The sequence below is a fragment of the Gordonia sp. AC31 genome, from assembly GCF_031844505.1.
Taxonomy (GTDB): domain Bacteria; phylum Actinomycetota; class Actinomycetes; order Mycobacteriales; family Mycobacteriaceae; genus Gordonia; species Gordonia hongkongensis.
Genome location: NZ_JAUZVK010000009.1, coordinates 183,220 through 200,040 on the forward strand (window position 1 = coordinate 183,220; position 16,821 = coordinate 200,040).

The following is a 16,821-nucleotide window of genomic DNA, read 5'->3' on the forward strand; positions in this document are numbered from 1 at the left end:
ACACGGGGACGTTCAGTGGAATCTCTAGACGAGACTCAGGCCTCGATGATGAACTCCTCGAGCTGCTGACGCGCGACGTCGTCGGCGAGCTGCTTCGGCGGGGACTTCATCAGGTAGGCCGAGGCCGGGATGACCGGTCCGCCGATACCGCGGTCCTTGGCGATCTTGGCGGCGCGCACGGCGTCGATGATGATGCCGGCCGAGTTGGGGGAGTCCCAGACCTCGAGCTTGTACTCGAGGTTGAGCGGCACGTCGCCGAAGGCGCGACCCTCGAGGCGGACGTAGGCCCACTTGCGGTCGTCGAGCCACTCGACGTGGTCCGACGGGCCGATGTGGACGTTCTTGTCGGCGATCTTGCCGGCCAGCGGACCGTTCAGGTTGGAGGTCACGGCCTGGGTCTTGGAGACCTTCTTCGACTCCAGACGCTCACGCTCGAGCATGTTCTTGAAGTCCATGTTGCCGCCGACGTTGAGCTGGTAGGTGCGGTCGAGGGTGACGCCGCGATCCTCGAACAGCTTCGCCATCACACGGTGGGTGATGGTGGCGCCGACCTGGCTCTTGATGTCGTCGCCGACGATCGGGACACCGGCGTCGGCGAACTTCTGGGCCCACTCGGGGTCCGAGGCGATGAACACCGGCAGGGCGTTGACGAACGCGACGCCTGCGTCGATGCAGCACTGGGCGTAGAACTTGTCGGCCTGCTCCGAGCCGACGGGGAGGTAGCTGACGAGGACGTCGACCTCGTTGTCCTTGAGGGCCTGGACGATGTCGACACCGGAGCCGTCGGCCTCGGTGATGGTCTCGAGGTAGTACTTGCCGAGGCCGTCGAGAGTGTGGCCGCGCTGGACGGTGACGCCGGTCGGCGGCACGTCGGCGATCTTGATGGTGTTGTTCTCGCTCGCGAAGATCGCGTCGGACAGGTCGAAGCCGACCTTCTTGGCGTCGACGTCGAACGCGGCGACGAACTCGACGTCGCGGACGTGGTACTGGCCGAACCTCACGTGCATGAGGCCGGGAACGGTGGAGCTCTCGTCGGCGTCCTTGTAGTACTGCACGCCCTGCACCAGGGATGAAGCGCAGTTTCCTACGCCCACAATGGCAACGCGCACCTTATTGGGCTCACCCATGGTCGGGTTCTCCTTCTTCTCGCGGCATCGCAGTCGTTCGCTGCGCAACCGGTGTTTTCCGTTGCTCGGGTTCGTCGAGCTGTTCGTCCCGGCTCGGCGTCGAGTCCGGGTCTTGATGTTCGTCATCGGCTCGTCCGGTGGAGGCCGTGGGCCGCCCCGGATCGAACGGTGACCGTTCGCCGTCGGCGAGGTCGTCGTCGAACTGTCCGTCGAACGGGTCTGGCGACCCGTCCTGCTGGGAGCTCTCGGCCGCGATCAGCTCGTTGAGCCAGCGGACCTCGCGTTCGCTGGATTCGAGGCTGAGCTGATGCAGCTGACGGGTGTACCGGTCGACGGCCCGGTTGGACCGCCCGACGATCTCCCGCAACCCTTCTCGACGCTCCTCGACCTGCCGCCTGCGACCCTCGAGGATGCGCATGCGCGCGACCGCGGGGGTCCGGCTGAAGAACGCCAGATGCACACCGAAACCGTCGTCGGTGTAGTTCTGGGGTCCGGTGTCGGCGACCAACTCCGCGAACCGTTCCCGGCCCGCGTCGGTGAGCTGGTAGACGCGCCGGCCACGCCGCACCTTCACGCCCAGGGGCGTCTCCGGTTCGTCGATGAGGCCGTCGGCCTGCATGCGACGCAGCGTCGGGTAGAGCGATCCGTACGAGAACGCACGGAAGGCGCCGAGCAGGCCGGTGAGCCGCTTGCGCAGCTCATAGCCGTGCATGGGGGATTCGAGAAGCAGTCCGAGAATGGCCAACTCGAGCACTTCGCCACCCCCCTTCGCGGTCCTGCCGATGACTGTCACTACTTCCTCGGATCGATGTGCCGGCACGCTCTGACGAGCCGACACCTCGTTCCGATGTGTTTGCCAATGTATCGCACCGATATAACTGTGTCCACGAGCGGTCGGTCGGCGGGAGGACGGACACGCGACGACGCCACCACGCGGCGATCGACCATCCCGGGTGTGGGTCCGTCGGACCCGCGTGCCGGACCCCGTCGGCCCGACGCCCCGGCGGAGACCACGTACCCTGAGAACCGTGCAACGCCAGATCGTCGACTACGCCCTGCAGCGGCGCGCTCGGCTGTCCTCGGTCCACGCGGGCCGGACCGCCGTTGCCGAGGTCTGCGATGCGAGCCCCTACCTCCTGCGCGCCGCGAAATTCCATGGTCGACCCAGCACCACGATGTGCCCGATCTGCCGAAAAGAGCAGGTCACGCTGGTGTCCTGGGTGTTCGGCGACCGCCTCGGTCAGGTGAGCGGGTCGGCACGCAGCAACGAGGAGATCGCCCGGCTCGCGACGACCGCCGAGGAGTTCTCGGTGCACGTGGTCGAGGTGTGCCGGACCTGCAGTTGGAACCATCTGGTCCAGTCGTACGTTGCCGGGCTGCCGCCGCAGACCACGCGTCGATCCCGACGCGTGGCCAAGTAGCGCGCCGGCCTGCGGTTTTTTGCCCGGGGCGGTGGCCTGCTGTCACAGTGGAGCGGCACGAGGCCAGAGAAGTTGACCGTGCTCGCCGGATGACGAATGTCCGTGCGACCCGGTAGGAAGGTGGACGATGAGCGAGGCACGTGGTTCTTCGCCCACGCCGCGACGCACCGGAGTCCGACCCGGTCCGGGCGGCGGCGGTCAGAACAGAAGTCAGACAGCGACACGACACCGACGGTTCGCGTGGGCGCTGGGGATCGTGGGCGCCATCGTGCCGGCGATCGTGCTGGTGCTCATCATCGCGTTCGCGGCCACCTACTTCACCGCCGAGATCCCCGAACCGGAGGTGAGCCAGAAGGCCACCATCGTCGACACGTCCGGGCGGACCCTCGCAGACGTCACCTCGCCCGACGGCAACCGCACGGTCGTCCCGTTCGACGAGATCCCCGAGACGATGAAGCAGGCGATCGTCGCCGCCGAGGACCGGGAGTTCTGGACCAACAACGGCTTCTCGCCCCGCGGCCTGTCCCGCGCTGCCATCGGTCAGATCACCGGCAACCAGACCGCCGGCGGTGGCTCGACCATCACGCAGCAGTACGTCAAGAACGCGATCGTCGGTGACGAGGTCAGCTACTCCCGGAAGTTCAAAGAGCTCGCGATCGCCGCGAAGATGAACGACCGGCACGGCTGGTCGAAGGAGAAGATCCTCGAGGCCTACCTCAACACGATCTACTTCGGCCGGGGCGCCTACGGCGTCGCGGTGGCCGCGCAGAAGTTCTTCAACAAGTCGATCACCGACAAGCGTCGCGCCGAGCGCAACCCGCTCACCTTCGAAGAGGCCGCGCTGTTGTCGGCGGTCATCCGCGCGCCGTCCTACTACGACCCGGACACCAACCGCGAGGTCACCGAGGCGCGCTGGCGTTACGTCCTCGACGGCATGGTCGCGACCGGTGCCATCACCCGCGCGCAGGCCGACAACGCGGTCTTCCCCAAGACCGTCAAGGCGCGTGTCAGCGACTCCGACGAGACCCCCGGGCCCAACGGCCTCATCAAGCGACAGGTCCTCGCCGAGCTCAACCGCATCGGCATCACCGACAAGCAACTGCGGACCGGCGGTCTCAAGATCAGCACCACGATCGACCCGCAGGTCCAGAACGGCGTCGTCCAGGCGGCCTGCCGCAAGAACCGGATCTACAAGTGCCCCGACGGCGAGCTGAACGGCGAACCCGACGACCTGCTCGCGTCGGTGGTGTCCATCGACCCGCAGACCGGCGGGGTCCGTGGCTACTACGGCGGCGACAACCCGGGCGGCTGGGACCTCGCCCAGGCGGGCCTGCAGACCGGGTCGTCGTTCAAGGTGTTCGCGCTCGTCGCGGCACTCGAACAGGACATCCCGTTGTCGAAGACCTACAGCTCCGCGCCGTTCCAGGCCAGCGGCGGACTCACCGTCGAGAACTCCGACGGTGAGAGCTGCGGTACCTGCAACCTCGCGACGGCGATGAAGATGTCCCTCAACACGGTGTACTACCGCCTGATGATGGACCTCGACGGTGGTGCCCGGGCGGTCGCCGACGCCGCGCACCGCGCGGGTGTGGCCGAGTCCTTCGGCAACATCGAGCACACCCTGCAGGAGGCCAACGGCGAGCCCGAAGGCGGTGTGGTCCTGGGCCAGTATCAGTCCCGGGTCATCGACATGGCCTCGGCATACGCCACGCTCGCGGCATCGGGTGTCTACCACGAGCCGCACTTCGTCCAGAAGGTCGTCGACGCCGAGGGGCAGGTCCTCTACGAGCGCAAGACCGAGGGCAAGCGCGTCTTCCCCGCGAAGGTCGCCGACAACGTCAGCGCGGCCCTCGAACCGGTGGCGGCATACTCCAACGGCAACTCGCTCTACGACTCGTCTCTTGGTTCGCGGCCGTCGGCGGCCAAGACCGGCACCGTCCAGCTCGGCGACACCGGGCAGAACAAGGACGCGTGGATGGTCGGGTACACCCCGCAGCTGTCGACCGCGGTCTGGGTAGGCACCAGCGACGGCACAGCCCTGACGAACTACAACGGCGCGTCGATCTACGGCAGCGGCCTGCCGTCGTCGATCTGGAAGTCGGCGATGGATGCCGCGCTCGAGGGCAAGGAGATCAAGCAGTTCCCCGAGCCGGAATCGGTCGGCGGCGTGGCGGGAGTGCCGTATGAGGCACCGGCTACCACGTACGCGCCGTCGCAGCCCCGACGTGGGCCTTCCATACCGAACTTCGACATCCCCGACCAGGGCGGTGACGGCAACCTCACCCTCGCACCAGGCGTGACGATCCCGATCCCGGGCGCTCCGCGCAACGGCGGCGGTGGTGGCGCCGGCGGCGGGAACAGCCCCGGTGGTGGCGACGGTGGTGGCGACGCCGGTGGTGGCGACGGTGGCGACCTCGGCGGCATACCCGGCGGCGGTGGAGACGGTGGCGGAGGAGTCCCTGAACCGCCCATCGGCTGACCCGGACCCGGCCGACTCCGCGGCGAGCGGCTCTGAACCCGTCTGGGACAGCCCTGCACCACTGGCGAGCGATCAGCGTGTCGACGATGCACGCATCTTGCCGACGCGCACGGACGGTCTGGTGCGAGAGGCGAGTTCGCTCGTCGGCGGGCCGGTCGGGGCGCACGCCGTCATCGGGCGCGGCCGGCATCTGACTCCGCTGCGGGTGCTCTTCGCGCTCGCGTTGTGCGGACTCGCGCTTGGCTGGTTCGGCAAGGCCGGGTGCCTGCAACAGGCGCCGGCCGACTCCGGGGCCGCCGGCGCGAGCGCCGAGATGCGGCTCGACTGGGACGATCAGCGTCAGTTCACCAACCTCTGCTACTCCGACGTGATCAGCCTGTTCGGGGCGGAACGCCTCAACCGGGGAGCGCTGCCCTACCGCGACTTCTGGTTCCAGGAGGGCTCCGAAGGCGAGACCATCAAGCGGTACATGGAGTATCCGGTCGTCACCGGGATGTTCATGTACGGCGCGGCGCAGCTGACGCAGGGCTGGGTCTGGGCCGAGGCCAACTGGGGTGTCCCCGGCGCGCTCGACGTCGTGCTGTTCTTCACCATCGCCGCCCTGGCGTTGGCGGCGTTCTGGCTCGTGACCGTCTGGGCGACGGCCCTCACCGCGCGAACCCGCATGTGGACGGTATGGCTGGTGGCGCTGTCCCCCCTCGTCGTCGTCCACGCGTTCACCAACTTCGACGCCATCGCCACCGCGGCCGTCGCGGTGGCCCTGCTGGCCTGGTCGCGGGAGAAGTTCTGGGTGGCCGGCCTGTTCATCGGGCTCGGCGCGGCCGCGAAGCTGTATCCCGCACTCCTGTTGGTGGTGCTGGGTGCGCTCTGTCTGCGCAGCGGGAGAGTCCGCGAGTTCGGGATCACGGCTGCGACGGCGATCGGCGCCTGGCTGGCGGTCAACCTGCCGATCCTGATCCCGTACCCGACGGGGTGGTGGGAGTTCTTCCGATTCAACGGCGATCGGTCGGCGGACCCCGACACCATCTACCGGATCGTGGCCGACTCGGCTGGTTTCACATGGAACATCGGTTATCTGAACGCGTTGTCGGTGGGTCTGACGGTCGCCGTGATCGCGGCGGTGGCCGCGATCGGAATCCTCGCGCCGCACCGACCCCGCGTGGCCCAACTGACCTTTCTCGCGGTGGCGGGCTTCCTGCTGGTGAACAAGGTGTGGAGTCCCCAGTACTCGCTGTGGCTGGTTCCGCTTGCCGTGCTTGCCATTCCACATACTCGACTGCTGCTGGCCTGGATGACGCTCGACGCCCTGATCTGGGTGCCGCGGATGAGTCTGTTCCTCGAGGCCGAACGTCGCTGGCTTCCCGACCAGTGGTTCACCGCAGCCGTCGTGCTCCGCGGACTGATGGTGCTGGTCCTCTGTGCCGTCGTCCTCTGGCAGATCTGGCATCCGCGCGACGACCTCGTCCGCCGCGGGAACGACGGCCGATGGTACGACGACCCGGCCGGTGGTGTCCTCGACGGTGCTCCCGACCGGATCGGCCGCCGGGCGAGGACGCTCGGCACGGCGGATGGTCCTCGGGAACCGGCCCCGGTGGGCGGATGACGGTCACCGAACGCGACGGAACCGAACCGGGCCCCGCTGCGTCCAAACGACCATGAAGCACACCACACTCGCTCTCCCCGACGATCTCACCGACTGGCTCTCGGCGGGCGACCGGGCCGCCGAACTGCACTCCGACACCGTCGCCGTCGACCGGCAGTGGTGGACGGACGCGCTCGCCGAACACGGGCTCCCGGATTCGTTGCTCGGCAACAAGATCAGCAGAGCAGACCTGTTCGCGCTGGGGTCTCGGGCCACCGACTCGCCCGACGACGCGATTGCGTTGCTGTGGAACGTCGTCGCGTTCTGTCTCGGCCGCCGCACCTCCGACGGCAAGAAGCGGATCGCCGCGGTGTCCGCCGACCGGAAGTACCTCGGCGGGCTGCTGAGAGACGCGGCCGAGACGGGCCGCGAGGAGCCCGGCGCGGCGTATGCGATGCTTCGGCCCGACAAGGGCGGCAACATGATCGAGCGTCTGGGTCCGGCCGGTTTCACCTGGTTTCTCTACTTCGCGGGCGCCGGGGAGCCGAAACATCCGAGTCCGGTCCTCGAGAGCAAAGTGGCCAGGTCGCTGCGCCGTGCCGGCTGGCGGGACCTTCGCGAGTCGACGTGGACCGCGGCCGATTACGTCGCCTACTCGAGGGTCGTCGACGGGTGGCGTGCGGATGCGGGCATCGACCGCAACGACGTCATCGTGCGGGGCCTCTTCGCCATCTCGCCGCCGAGCGGCTGGGATCATCCGTGGCAGGCATGGGAACGACAGACGTGGGAACGCGAGAACTGGGTGAGGGGACCGTTGACGACGGACGACCTGCGCGCCGTACACCGCTGGCTGTCCACGCTCGCCGCGCTCACCTCCAGATCGGCTGCCGCACACGAGGAGTTCGAGCGGCTGGGGCACAAGATCAACACCGCACTAGGAGGCGAGGTCGGTGAGATCAGGGCGTCGCTCGAGGGCGATCGCTACCGGCACTCCTACCACGGGGAGTACTGACGGTTGGGTGACCGCTCCGGTGGGTAATGACGGATCATGTCGGATACCGCACCACACATCTCGGACGACACCGCGGAAGCGGTCGGCAAGGTGGGGGAGGCGCTCGAGTACATCGAGCGCGCCCGCGGCCACCTCTATTCGTTCCACCAACTCATCGGACGCGGCGATCTGCTGCTCGGGGAAGCAGTGGACGAATTACGAAAGGCCGGACACGGGGAGTTCGCCGACGAGCTGTCCACCGAGTTGGTGGGTCGCAACGTTCTCGAGGGGCGCTGGACATTCCAGGTCGTCGAGGAATTCGACGACACCTACTGGGGCCCGTTGCGCGAGTACGTCAACCGGGTTCGAGCCGACCTGACCGACGGTCAGCGACACGTGCACGAGGCGCGGATGAAAGAAGACCGGCGCACCCAGGGCCATCCCGAGCACACCGCGAATCCCTAGGTCGTCAGGGAGAGATTCGTTGTAACAGGCGATCTCTCGCCGACGGCCACTCGTCGTCGGTCATCGCGTACAAGGCGGTCGTGCGCCAGCCGTCGCCGAATCGGCGGTGCTTGCGCAGCAGACCCTCGAAGTTGGCACCCAGTTTGGTGATCGCGGCGCGGGACTGAGTGTTGTTCTCGTGGGTGTGCCAGGTGAGGCGGACGGCGCCGCGCTCCTCGAACGCATGGCGCATCAGCAGGAACTTGGCGGTGGGGTTCACCGCGGTTCCCTGGACGCGTTCGCTGTAGAAGGTGTACCCGATGCAAGCTGCCCGGTTGGCCTCGTCGATGTCGTAGAAACTCGTCGACCCGACGACACTGCCGTCGGTGTTGTCGACCACGGCGAACGCCACCCGGGAACGGAGCGCCGAGTCGACGAACCGACGGGCACTGTCCTCGTCCGTCGGCACTCCGGGGACCCACCGGAATCGGGTCGGGTCGTCGACCACGCGCGCCAACGGTCCGATGTCCTCGATGCTGATCGGTCGCAACGTGACTCGTCCGTGCACCAGGGGGCCGGTCGCCAACCAGGAAGTCATGACGAGCCTTTCGCCATCGCGTTGCGCGGCGGGTGCCGGGGTGCGTCAGCGGACTCCCGATCGGTGGCCGCGTGCACGCGTGCGGCCACCCGGGAGGCCAACGGTTCTCGGAGCGGGGTCCGCGGGAGGGTCACGATCAGGTAGGCCAGCAGGGCGGCGTGCACCCACACCGAACCGGCGACGCCGGTGACGATCCACCACGGCAGCGGCTCGCCGGCATCGCGGATCGGGAACAGCCGGAAGATCGTCAGGTCGAGGGCGAGGTCGGTGAGCAGGTACGTCAAGATCACCGGCCAACGGACCTTCATCAGAACGAAGAACGGCAGGATCCAGAGCGTGTACTGCGGGGAGTGGACCTTGTGGAACAGCATGAAACCCGCGAGCATCGCGCCGCTCACGCCGATCCAGGGGAAGGTGCCGACGCGGTCGAAGCGGCGCCACCCGAGGTACATCGCGACCCCGAATGACGTGAGGATCAGCAGCGGCGACAGCACACTGACCACCGAGTGGTAGGTGTCACCGGTTCCGGTGACGTAGCGCAGCCCCCAGTACCAGATGGAATTGGTGTCGACGTCGGCTCGTCGTCGGCTCTGGAACGACAGCGCCGCCTTCCACCCGTCGAATCCGAGCACCATGAATGGCAGCTGGATCGCGACCACCGTTCCGACGGCAGCGCCCGCAGCCCAACCGGCGCCCGTCCAGTCGAGACCGCCGCGGGCGTCTCGTCGTTGCTCGACCATGCGCGCTCCACCGGCTCCGCGCGTGAGAACGTATGCCGCCAGCGGCAATACGAAGATCCCCGGGTAGAGCTTGAGGCAGAAACCGATCGCGAGCAGAACCGCCGCGATCACCGCGCTCGTACGAAGCGGCAGTCGTCGTCGACGGGTCACGGGGTGGACCGACGCGCCCCACGCCATCACCGCGACGGCCCCGACGGCGGTGGCGACGACCGGGAGCTCCCAGTTGTGGAAGGAGTACAGCACCAGCGGAGGTGTCGCGGCCCAGAGCAAGGCCCACCAGCGCACCATCGATGCGAGCAGCACGGTGATCGCGAAACCGAACGGCGCCAACAGGAGCGCCGACTGGGTGAAGAACTCGGTGTCGGTGTCGGCGCCGACCGCACCGACGAACATGAGCACGCCGGAGAGCACCGGATATTCGACGACGCCACCGAACAGAGTCCCGTCCGATGTGATCCCACCGTGGACGTAGGGAAAGACGTGCGTGTTGATGTCGCGACCGAGCCAGAGATACATCAGGTCCGAGTAGCAGGGGACCACCGCGTCCGGATCGCCGGTCGGCCAGTTGTCGCTACGTCCGAGTGCATCGAACGGGGCGCCGCCGCACCGCAGCTTCGACTGGAAACTCCAGAACATCGTCGCGGCTGTCGCCAACACCGAGACGAGGACGATCACGACCGTCTCACCACGGCCGGAGAGCCGCGCCGACCACCGGCCCGGGGTTGTCCGCCGCTCCGACATGGGCAACAGCGTAGGTGGTCCCATGATGCGTCGCCGAGGCGGCCCGCGACCACGGATTTCTCTGCGAACGGGCAGGTCATGTATCTTGGACCGGTTGCCGACGCAGGCGACCCTCCTGCCACGGACAGTCCGTGGCCGACCTAGCCCATAGGAGGTGATGTGGTCTTATGCGTCACTACGAATTGATGGTCATCCTCGATCCGAATCTGGACGAGCGCACCGTCGCACCCTCACTCGATACTTTCCTCAACGTTGTCCGTAAGGACGGCGGTTCGGTGGACGGCGTCGACATCTGGGGCAAGCGCCGACTCGCCTACGAGATCCTCAAGCACAACGAGGGCATCTACGCCGTCATCGATCTCAATGCCGAGCCCGCCACGGTCTCCGAGCTCGATCGTCAGCTGAAGCTGAACGAGTCGGTTCTGCGCACCAAGGTCCTGCGGAAGTAATCCACAGGGTTTCTTGATCGTCTGAAGACGTCGGTACCGGGTTCTAGGGTTGAGCCCAGAATCCGGTGCATGTCGATCATCGAGTGCCCACCAACGACCCGAGGGGAAACACACATGGCAGGCGACACGGTCATCACCGTCATCGGCAATCTGACCGCCGACCCGGAACTGCGGTTCACGCCGTCCGGCGCAGCGGTTGCCAACTTCACGGTGGCTTCCACCCCGCGCACCTTCGACCGCCAGACCAACGAGTGGAAGGACGGCGAAGCGCTGTTCCTCCGCTGCAACATCTGGCGCGACGCCGCGGAGAACGTGACCGAAAGCCTGACCAAGGGCTCCCGGGTGATCGTGCAGGGACGGCTCAAGCAGCGGTCCTACGAAACCAAAGAGGGTGAACGACGCACGGTCGTGGAACTCGAGGTCGACGAGATCGGCCCCTCGCTGCGCTACGCCACCGCCAAGGTCAATCGGGCCTCGCGCGGCGGTGGCGGTGGCGGCGGTGGATTCGGATCGGGCGGCGGCGGTGGCCGCGGCGGCGGTTCGAACCAGCAGGTTGCCGACGATCCCTGGGGCAGCGCGCCTGCCAGCAACAGCGGGGGATCGTTCGGCGGCGGGGACGACGAACCACCTTTCTGATATCGGTCGGGGCACGATGATCCGCCCCGAACAGCCCGGGAACGGCAGCGACCGTTCCCGACAGCATTGACTGGAGCAACACACACATGGCAAAGGCAAAGCCGAGCCGGAAGCCTCGCGTCGAGAAGGTCACCAAGACCAAGGCGTGCAGCTTCTGCAAGGACAAGAAGGCCGTCATCGACTACAAGGACACCGCGCTGCTGCGTCGTTTCCTGTCCGACCGGGGCAAGATCCGGTCGCGTCGCGTGACCGGTAACTGCGTGCAGCATCAGCGCGACGTCGCTGTGGCAGTGAAGAACTCGCGTGAGGTGGCCCTGCTGCCCTTCACCTCGACCAGCCGATAAGCGGAAAGGATCAGTTGACATGAAGCTCATCCTCACCGCCGCCGTGGAGAACCTCGGCGAAGCCGGCGACATCGTCGTGGTCAAGGACGGCTACGGCCGCAACTACCTGCTGCCCCGCGGCCTGGCCATCAAGGCCACCCGCGGCGCCGAGAAGCAGGTCGAAGGCATCCGTCGGGCACAGGAGGCCCGCGAGGTCCGCGGTCTCGAGCACGCCAACGAGCTGAAGCAGGCCCTCGAGGGTCTCGCCGACGTCTCGCTGGACGTCAAGACCCACGACTCGGGCAAGCTCTTCGGTTCGGTTACCGCGGCAGACGTCGCCGGTGCCATCAAGACCGCGGGCGGTCCGACCCTCGACAAGCGCAGCGTCGAGCTGCCCAAGGGGCACATCAAGGCCACCGGTAGCTACCCGGTCGTCGTCAACCTGCACCCGCAGGTCTCGGCGACCGTCCAGCTCGCCGTCGTCGCCGCGAGCTGACCTCAGCGTTCTACATACACAAGGCCGGGTGGAGATCCTCCACCCGGCCTTGTCGTGTCTGTTGAGCGCCTCCGCTGGGCCCCTATTTCGGCGCAGGCGGACTGGCCGGCAGCTGGTTCCAGTACTGCAGTCGCGGCGGAAGGTACTGCGGTGCCGGGTTGGCGCTGTGGTCGACCGCATTGTTGCCCGGTCGGAGGGTATCCCAGGACGGGAAGAAGAACTTGTGCCAGGCGGGCGTGAAGATGAGAGCGCGGTCGCCGGTGCGGCAGGCGACGGTGTCGCGACGGGGCACGGTGCACGTGACGCCTTCGATGGTGACCCGTTTGCCGACACCGAGGACCGGTGGCCGGAAGCCGCTCTCCGGGCCGAACCGGTAGGTCTGATCGGCACGCGCCCACCACGGGCCCTGCTGGTCGTCGGAGATGACCGCGCCGGTCGCGTTCGGCGGGGCGGTCGCGGGACGGCCTGCGCAGCCGACGTAGCGGTAGCCGGGACCGATCTCGCACACCCACCTACCGGTGGTGAAGAAGGACCGTCCGTTGTCGACGTAGGCCAGCGATCGGAACGTCGTCGGGGCGACCGGCTGATAGCGCGACAGATCGAACTCGACGGGCATCGAGGGGCCTGGCGCGGCGGACGTCGGCGGGGCCGCCGCCAGCCCGGCGGCAGCGGTCAGGGCCGCCAGTACGGTGACCGCACGACGGACGACGACGGACCTCAACCCCAACCTCGACACGATCGTCATTGCATCACACCCGTGGGGACGTCGTCGGCGATCGCCGCAGAATCGTGCGAACCGGCGTTGCCCGGCCCGTCTGGCCAGGTGTAACGCAGACCACACCGGATGTTCACCCGAATATTCGCCATGGGGAGTTGAACAGGTGTCCGCAACACGCCCGCAAGACGACGCGCCGAAGAAGTACAAAGGATTTCCAATTACTTGATTGTGGAAATTAGTGATGGCGCTGACCTGCGCAAACAGGGTTGTTCACACCCTGATTCCTCAGGTTGTCCACAAAGGCTGCACAACTCGTCCCCGCGCAACTCACACACCGTCCACAAGTGTTCCCCAGATCCGTCAACAGGTCGGTTTGAGTAGCGGTCGCAGACGTCCTAGTGTCACGCCTCAGCGTCTCCGTCCGTCTCGGCGCACACGACACTTCGCTGTCGGTGCCACCCGATAGGAAGAGACTGACCAGAACACGACGTCGACACCGGGGACTCGCGACGTGGCCTACCGGGGCCGACACCAGACTCAGGGTCGTACTCATTCGATGTCGGGTGGGATCGAACGTTGCGAGAGGTTTGACACGCGTGGCTGTTGTGGATGACCGCGGGCGCGGCCCCGCTGCCGGTGGGCGAGGCCGGGAAGACGAGATCCCTGCCGAGGACTTCGGTAGGCAGCCCCCGCAGGACCTCGCCGCCGAGCAATCGGTGCTCGGTGGCATGTTGTTGTCCAAGGACGCGGTCGCCGACGTCGTCGAGAAGATCCGCACCGGCGACTTCTACCGTCCGGCCCATCAGGCGGTCTTCGAGGCGATCCTCACCCTGTACTCGAAAGGCGAGCCCGCCGACGCGGTGACGGTCGCCGCGGAACTCGAGCGGGCGGGCGAGCTCAAGCGCATCGGTGGTGCGCCGTACCTGCACACGCTGATCTCCACGGTGCCCACCGCGGCGAACGCCGGCTACTACGCCGAGATCGTCGCCGAGAAGGCGTTGCTGCGTCGACTCGTGGAGGCCGGCACGCGCATCGTCCAGTACGGCTACGCCGGCGCTGACGGGCAGGATGTCGCCGAGGTGGTCGACCGCGCCCAGGCCGAGGTGTACGAGGTCACCGAGAAGCGCACCGCCGAGGACTATGTCCCGCTCGAGGATCTCTTGCAGCCGACGATGGACGAGATCGACTCCATCGCGTCGCGAGGCGGCATCTCGCTGGGTGTCCCGACCGGCTTCGCCGATTTCGACAAGCTCACCAACGGGCTGCACCCCGGGCAGATGATCATCGTCGCCGCGCGTCCGGGTGTCGGCAAAGCGCTCGCGCTCGACACCCCGCTGCCGACGCCCACCGGCTGGACCACGATGGGCAAGGTCGGGGTCGGCGATCTCCTGCTCGATGCACACGGCCGGCCCACCCGGGTCGTCGCCGCCACCGAGGTGATGACCGAACGTCCCTGCTACGAGATCGAATTCAACGACGGCGCGACGATCGTCGCCGACGAGCAACACCAGTGGGCGGCCGAGATCGACGGCGAGCGGCGGGTCATCACCACCGCCGGTCTGCGGGCGCACGTCGGCTGCGCGGTCGTGCGCAACACCGCGCCGCTCGAGTTGCCGCGCAAGCGGTTCGCGTACGGCCCGTACACGGTGGCGGCGCTGGCCGGGATGGCCTTCGACGATCCCGAGATCAGCATGCGCATCGACGCGGAGGGCCCGGTCGACGTCATGACGCTGATGGCGGACCTCGGTGGCCGGATTCCGTACGAGTATCTCCGTGGTTCGATCGCGCAGCGTCGTGCCCTGCTCGCGGGGTTGCTGGATGCCCGCGCGTCGGTGGACGACGACGGCTGGATCACCGTGCCCGCCGCGACGCGGCACATGACGGCGGTCGTCGCCGACCTCGTGGCCGGCCTCGGTTTCAACTACAAGCGGTCGGCCACGGGCTGGTTGCGCGTCGACGCCGATGAAGACGTGTTCACCGTGCACCACAAGGCGATTCGGCACAAGGAGCTGCGTCGTCGGGCCGGTGTCCGACGCGTCGTCGCCGTTCGCCCCGTCGATCCGGTCCCGGTGCGCTGCGTGCAGGTCGACAACGCCGACCACCTGTATCTCGCGGGTGAAGCGATGGTCCCGACGCACAATTCGACGCTGGCGATGGACTTCCTGCGATCTGCGGCCATCGGACACGGCCTGACCGCCGCCATGTTCTCGCTGGAGATGAGCAAGACTGAGATCGTCATGCGCCTGCTGTCGGCGGAGGCGAAGATCAAGCTCGCCGACATGCGTGCCGGCACGATGAGCGACGACGACTGGACACGGCTCGCACGTCGAATGGGGGAGATCTCCGAGGCGCCGTTCTTCATCGACGACTCACCCAACCTCACGATGATGGAGATCCGCGCCAAGGCGCGCCGTCTCAAGCAGCGGCACGACCTGAAAGTCGTTGCGGTGGACTACATGCAGCTGATGACGTCGGGTAAGAAGGTCGAGTCCCGCCAGCAGGAGGTGTCGGAGTTCTCCCGTCAGTTGAAGCTGCTGGCGAAGGAACTCGAGGTCCCGGTGATCGCGATCAGTCAGCTCAACCGTGGTCCCGAGCAACGTACCGACAAGAAGCCCCAGGTGTCGGATCTCCGTGAGTCCGGCTCGCTGGAGCAGGACGCCGACATGGTCATCCTGCTGCACCGCCCCGACTCCATCGAGCGCGACGACCCGCGCGCCGGCGAGGCCGACATCATCGTCGGCAAGCACCGTAACGGGCCCACTGCCACCATTACCGTTGCGCACCAGCTACATCTGAGCCGGTTCGTGGACATGGCGCGGGGGTAGGAACGCACATCACCACGACGACCTGTAGGTTCCGGCGAAAGTTGTCGGTTTCCGGACTCGGTGTCGGCGTCATTGTCGGCCAATCCGTTATTCCGGGCTTCGATGTCGGCTGATGTTTTCTGGTTCCGGGCACAATGTCGGATTCCGCCAATGCTGTCGTACCGATTCCGGGGATGGTGTCGTATTCCGGGTTGTATGTCGGTCACCTGTGGAATAGCCGATCCTCGGACAGTCCGAAACGTCGAACCAGGGCTCCGCGTCTGCACTCGGTGCCGTAGTAGGCACGATGCGATCTGCCCGTACGAGCAGAGTTGGTCCTCGGATCCTAGTTCGCTATTGGCCGGTGGCGGCCGGAGCCATCTCGTCGAGTGCGCTGAGCCCGTTGAGAGTTCGGGGATACCCGATGATGGGGAGTGGCTGGATTCATGAGGCCAGGCCCGTTATCGACACGGCGGACTGAACCCTTGGATTCTTCGTTGACTGCGGGCCGTGGCACTCCGCCCCAAGGTAAATTGACTGTGTGCTGCCACACACGCTGGTCAGGTCCCGCACCGTGACGGGCGCTCGCCGCCCGAATGCCGACCGCCTATGAACCCAATCGACGCCAGGTACTCGAACACCTCCAGCGATCACAACTGACTCCTGCTGCTCGCCCTCACCGAGGCATGGGGCAGCAAGTGCTACTGGTGTCGCACGCCAAAGCTGTTTCGTGAGCTGCAGATCGACCATATCGTTCCCGGGCGACCGCGAGAGGCTGCCACAACTGCGTTCGACCTCGACGCGGTGGAAAACCTTGCCCCGATCTGCGGGCCCTGCAATCAGGAAAAGGCCAATGAGGTGTACCAGCACGCGCCGCGCGTCGAATCGCAACTCAAACGCGCGAGGAGTAGAGCGGAGACAGTTCAGCGCAACCTCGACCGGTTCCGTCGAGACACCCACATCACTAAGGTTCTCCTTGCAATCACCGCGGCTGACGTAGCCGACGAGGCTGCGGCGGGTGCGATCAAGGCCCTTGGCGGCGTCGTCCTTAACGTCCTGCGCAGACGATTTCCAGACCTACTAGCTGCCTCATATGCCGAGGACTATACAACCCATCACCCCCCGATCGAGTACGAAGGACGCACCTATCAGCGAACCGACGGTGTATCGGTCGTCGAACTGGACGGGAGGTCTCGCCGCGTGGCCGTCGTTCTCGAGGACGTATTCGGCTTGTCCCTCCGATACGCGCTCGACACAGTGCGTGAAGAGGTT

The 16,821-nt window shown here is 66.7% G+C and carries 16 protein-coding genes; 11 read left to right on the forward strand and 5 right to left on the reverse strand.

What is annotated here, in order from left to right; genetic code table 11:
* Nucleotides 1-35: 35 nt before the first annotated feature.
* Both Q9R39_RS13310 and Q9R39_RS13315 read right to left on the reverse strand, forming a co-directional pair.
* Nucleotides 36-1,127, reverse strand: coding sequence for an inositol-3-phosphate synthase (locus tag Q9R39_RS13310; RefSeq protein WP_078112528.1), 1,092 nt, complete (start codon nucleotides 1,125-1,127; stop codon nucleotides 36-38).
* Nucleotides 1,120-1,881, reverse strand: coding sequence for a PadR family transcriptional regulator (locus Q9R39_RS13315; RefSeq protein ID WP_078112529.1), 762 nt, complete (start codon nucleotides 1,879-1,881; stop codon nucleotides 1,120-1,122). Before Q9R39_RS13315 ends, Q9R39_RS13310 begins: the two co-directional genes overlap by 8 nt.
* Nucleotides 1,882-2,155: 274 nt before the next feature.
* Here Q9R39_RS13315 and Q9R39_RS13320 point away from each other — a divergent pair, with 274 nt between their 5' ends.
* From Q9R39_RS13320 to Q9R39_RS13340, 5 genes are all read left to right on the forward strand, one after another.
* The gene (locus tag Q9R39_RS13320) at nucleotides 2,156-2,548 is read left to right on the forward strand and encodes a DUF5318 family protein (protein WP_065629491.1); all 393 of its coding nucleotides are present in this window, start codon (nucleotides 2,156-2,158) and stop codon (nucleotides 2,546-2,548) included.
* Nucleotides 2,549-2,675: 127 nt separating this feature from the next.
* On the forward strand, nucleotides 2,676-5,027 hold the full coding sequence (locus Q9R39_RS13325) for a transglycosylase domain-containing protein (RefSeq protein ID WP_311277617.1): 2,352 nt from the start codon (nucleotides 2,676-2,678) through the stop codon (nucleotides 5,025-5,027).
* Nucleotides 4,984-6,630 (forward strand): glycosyltransferase family 87 protein, encoded by a 1,647-nt coding sequence (locus Q9R39_RS13330; protein WP_165630764.1) that lies wholly within the window; start codon nucleotides 4,984-4,986, stop codon nucleotides 6,628-6,630. Before Q9R39_RS13325 ends, Q9R39_RS13330 begins: the two co-directional genes overlap by 44 nt.
* 52 nt (nucleotides 6,631-6,682) lie before the next feature.
* Entirely contained in the window at nucleotides 6,683-7,621 is a 939-nt protein-coding gene (locus Q9R39_RS13335; RefSeq protein WP_065629489.1) for a hypothetical protein, read from the forward strand.
* Nucleotides 7,622-7,657: 36 nt separating this feature from the next.
* Nucleotides 7,658-8,065, forward strand: coding sequence for a hypothetical protein (locus tag Q9R39_RS13340; RefSeq protein WP_058252885.1), 408 nt, complete (start codon nucleotides 7,658-7,660; stop codon nucleotides 8,063-8,065).
* A gap of 4 nt (nucleotides 8,066-8,069) precedes the next feature.
* Here the strand turns inward: Q9R39_RS13340 and Q9R39_RS13345 are convergent, their stop codons facing one another.
* Together Q9R39_RS13345 and Q9R39_RS13350 are read right to left on the reverse strand one after the other, a co-directional pair.
* Nucleotides 8,070-8,642: a GNAT family N-acetyltransferase gene (locus tag Q9R39_RS13345; protein WP_226511917.1), complete on the reverse strand. Its 573-nt coding sequence runs from the start codon at nucleotides 8,640-8,642 to the stop codon at nucleotides 8,070-8,072.
* Nucleotides 8,639-10,123 carry a hypothetical protein gene (locus Q9R39_RS13350; protein ID WP_311277618.1) on the reverse strand — a complete coding sequence of 495 codons (1,485 nt, stop codon included), beginning with the start codon at nucleotides 10,121-10,123 and terminating at the stop codon, nucleotides 8,639-8,641. Before Q9R39_RS13350 ends, Q9R39_RS13345 begins: the two co-directional genes overlap by 4 nt.
* Nucleotides 10,124-10,290: 167 nt before the next feature.
* Between Q9R39_RS13350 and rpsF the strand changes: the two genes are divergently transcribed.
* The 4 genes from rpsF (at nucleotide 10,291) to rplI (ending at nucleotide 12,027) form a co-directional block, all read left to right on the forward strand.
* Nucleotides 10,291-10,572, forward strand: coding sequence for a 30S ribosomal protein S6 (gene rpsF / locus Q9R39_RS13355; RefSeq protein WP_058252882.1), 282 nt, complete (start codon nucleotides 10,291-10,293; stop codon nucleotides 10,570-10,572).
* 114 nt (nucleotides 10,573-10,686) lie between these two features.
* A complete protein-coding gene (locus tag Q9R39_RS13360) occupies nucleotides 10,687-11,208 on the forward strand; it encodes a single-stranded DNA-binding protein (RefSeq protein WP_058252881.1) in 522 nt (173 codons plus the stop codon).
* A gap of 86 nt (nucleotides 11,209-11,294) precedes the next feature.
* Nucleotides 11,295-11,552: a 30S ribosomal protein S18 gene (gene rpsR / locus Q9R39_RS13365; RefSeq protein WP_004020662.1), complete on the forward strand. Its 258-nt coding sequence runs from the start codon at nucleotides 11,295-11,297 to the stop codon at nucleotides 11,550-11,552.
* A 19-nt stretch (nucleotides 11,553-11,571) separates the two neighbouring features.
* Nucleotides 11,572-12,027 (forward strand): 50S ribosomal protein L9, encoded by a 456-nt coding sequence (rplI, locus tag Q9R39_RS13370; RefSeq protein WP_058252880.1) that lies wholly within the window; start codon nucleotides 11,572-11,574, stop codon nucleotides 12,025-12,027.
* Between the two features lie 82 nt (nucleotides 12,028-12,109).
* Here the strand turns inward: rplI and Q9R39_RS13375 are convergent, their stop codons facing one another.
* Nucleotides 12,110-12,772, reverse strand: a complete 663-nt coding sequence (locus tag Q9R39_RS13375; protein ID WP_311277619.1) for a hypothetical protein — start codon at nucleotides 12,770-12,772, stop codon at nucleotides 12,110-12,112.
* 569 nt (nucleotides 12,773-13,341) lie between these two features.
* Between Q9R39_RS13375 and dnaB the strand changes: the two genes are divergently transcribed.
* Together dnaB and Q9R39_RS13385 are read left to right on the forward strand one after the other, a co-directional pair.
* Nucleotides 13,342-15,570 (forward strand): replicative DNA helicase, encoded by a 2,229-nt coding sequence (gene dnaB / locus Q9R39_RS13380; RefSeq protein WP_065629486.1) that lies wholly within the window; start codon nucleotides 13,342-13,344, stop codon nucleotides 15,568-15,570.
* A 645-nt stretch (nucleotides 15,571-16,215) separates the two neighbouring features.
* Nucleotides 16,216-16,821, forward strand: a 606-nt coding sequence (locus Q9R39_RS13385; RefSeq protein ID WP_311277621.1) for an HNH endonuclease, incomplete at its 3' end; no start/stop codon positions are given.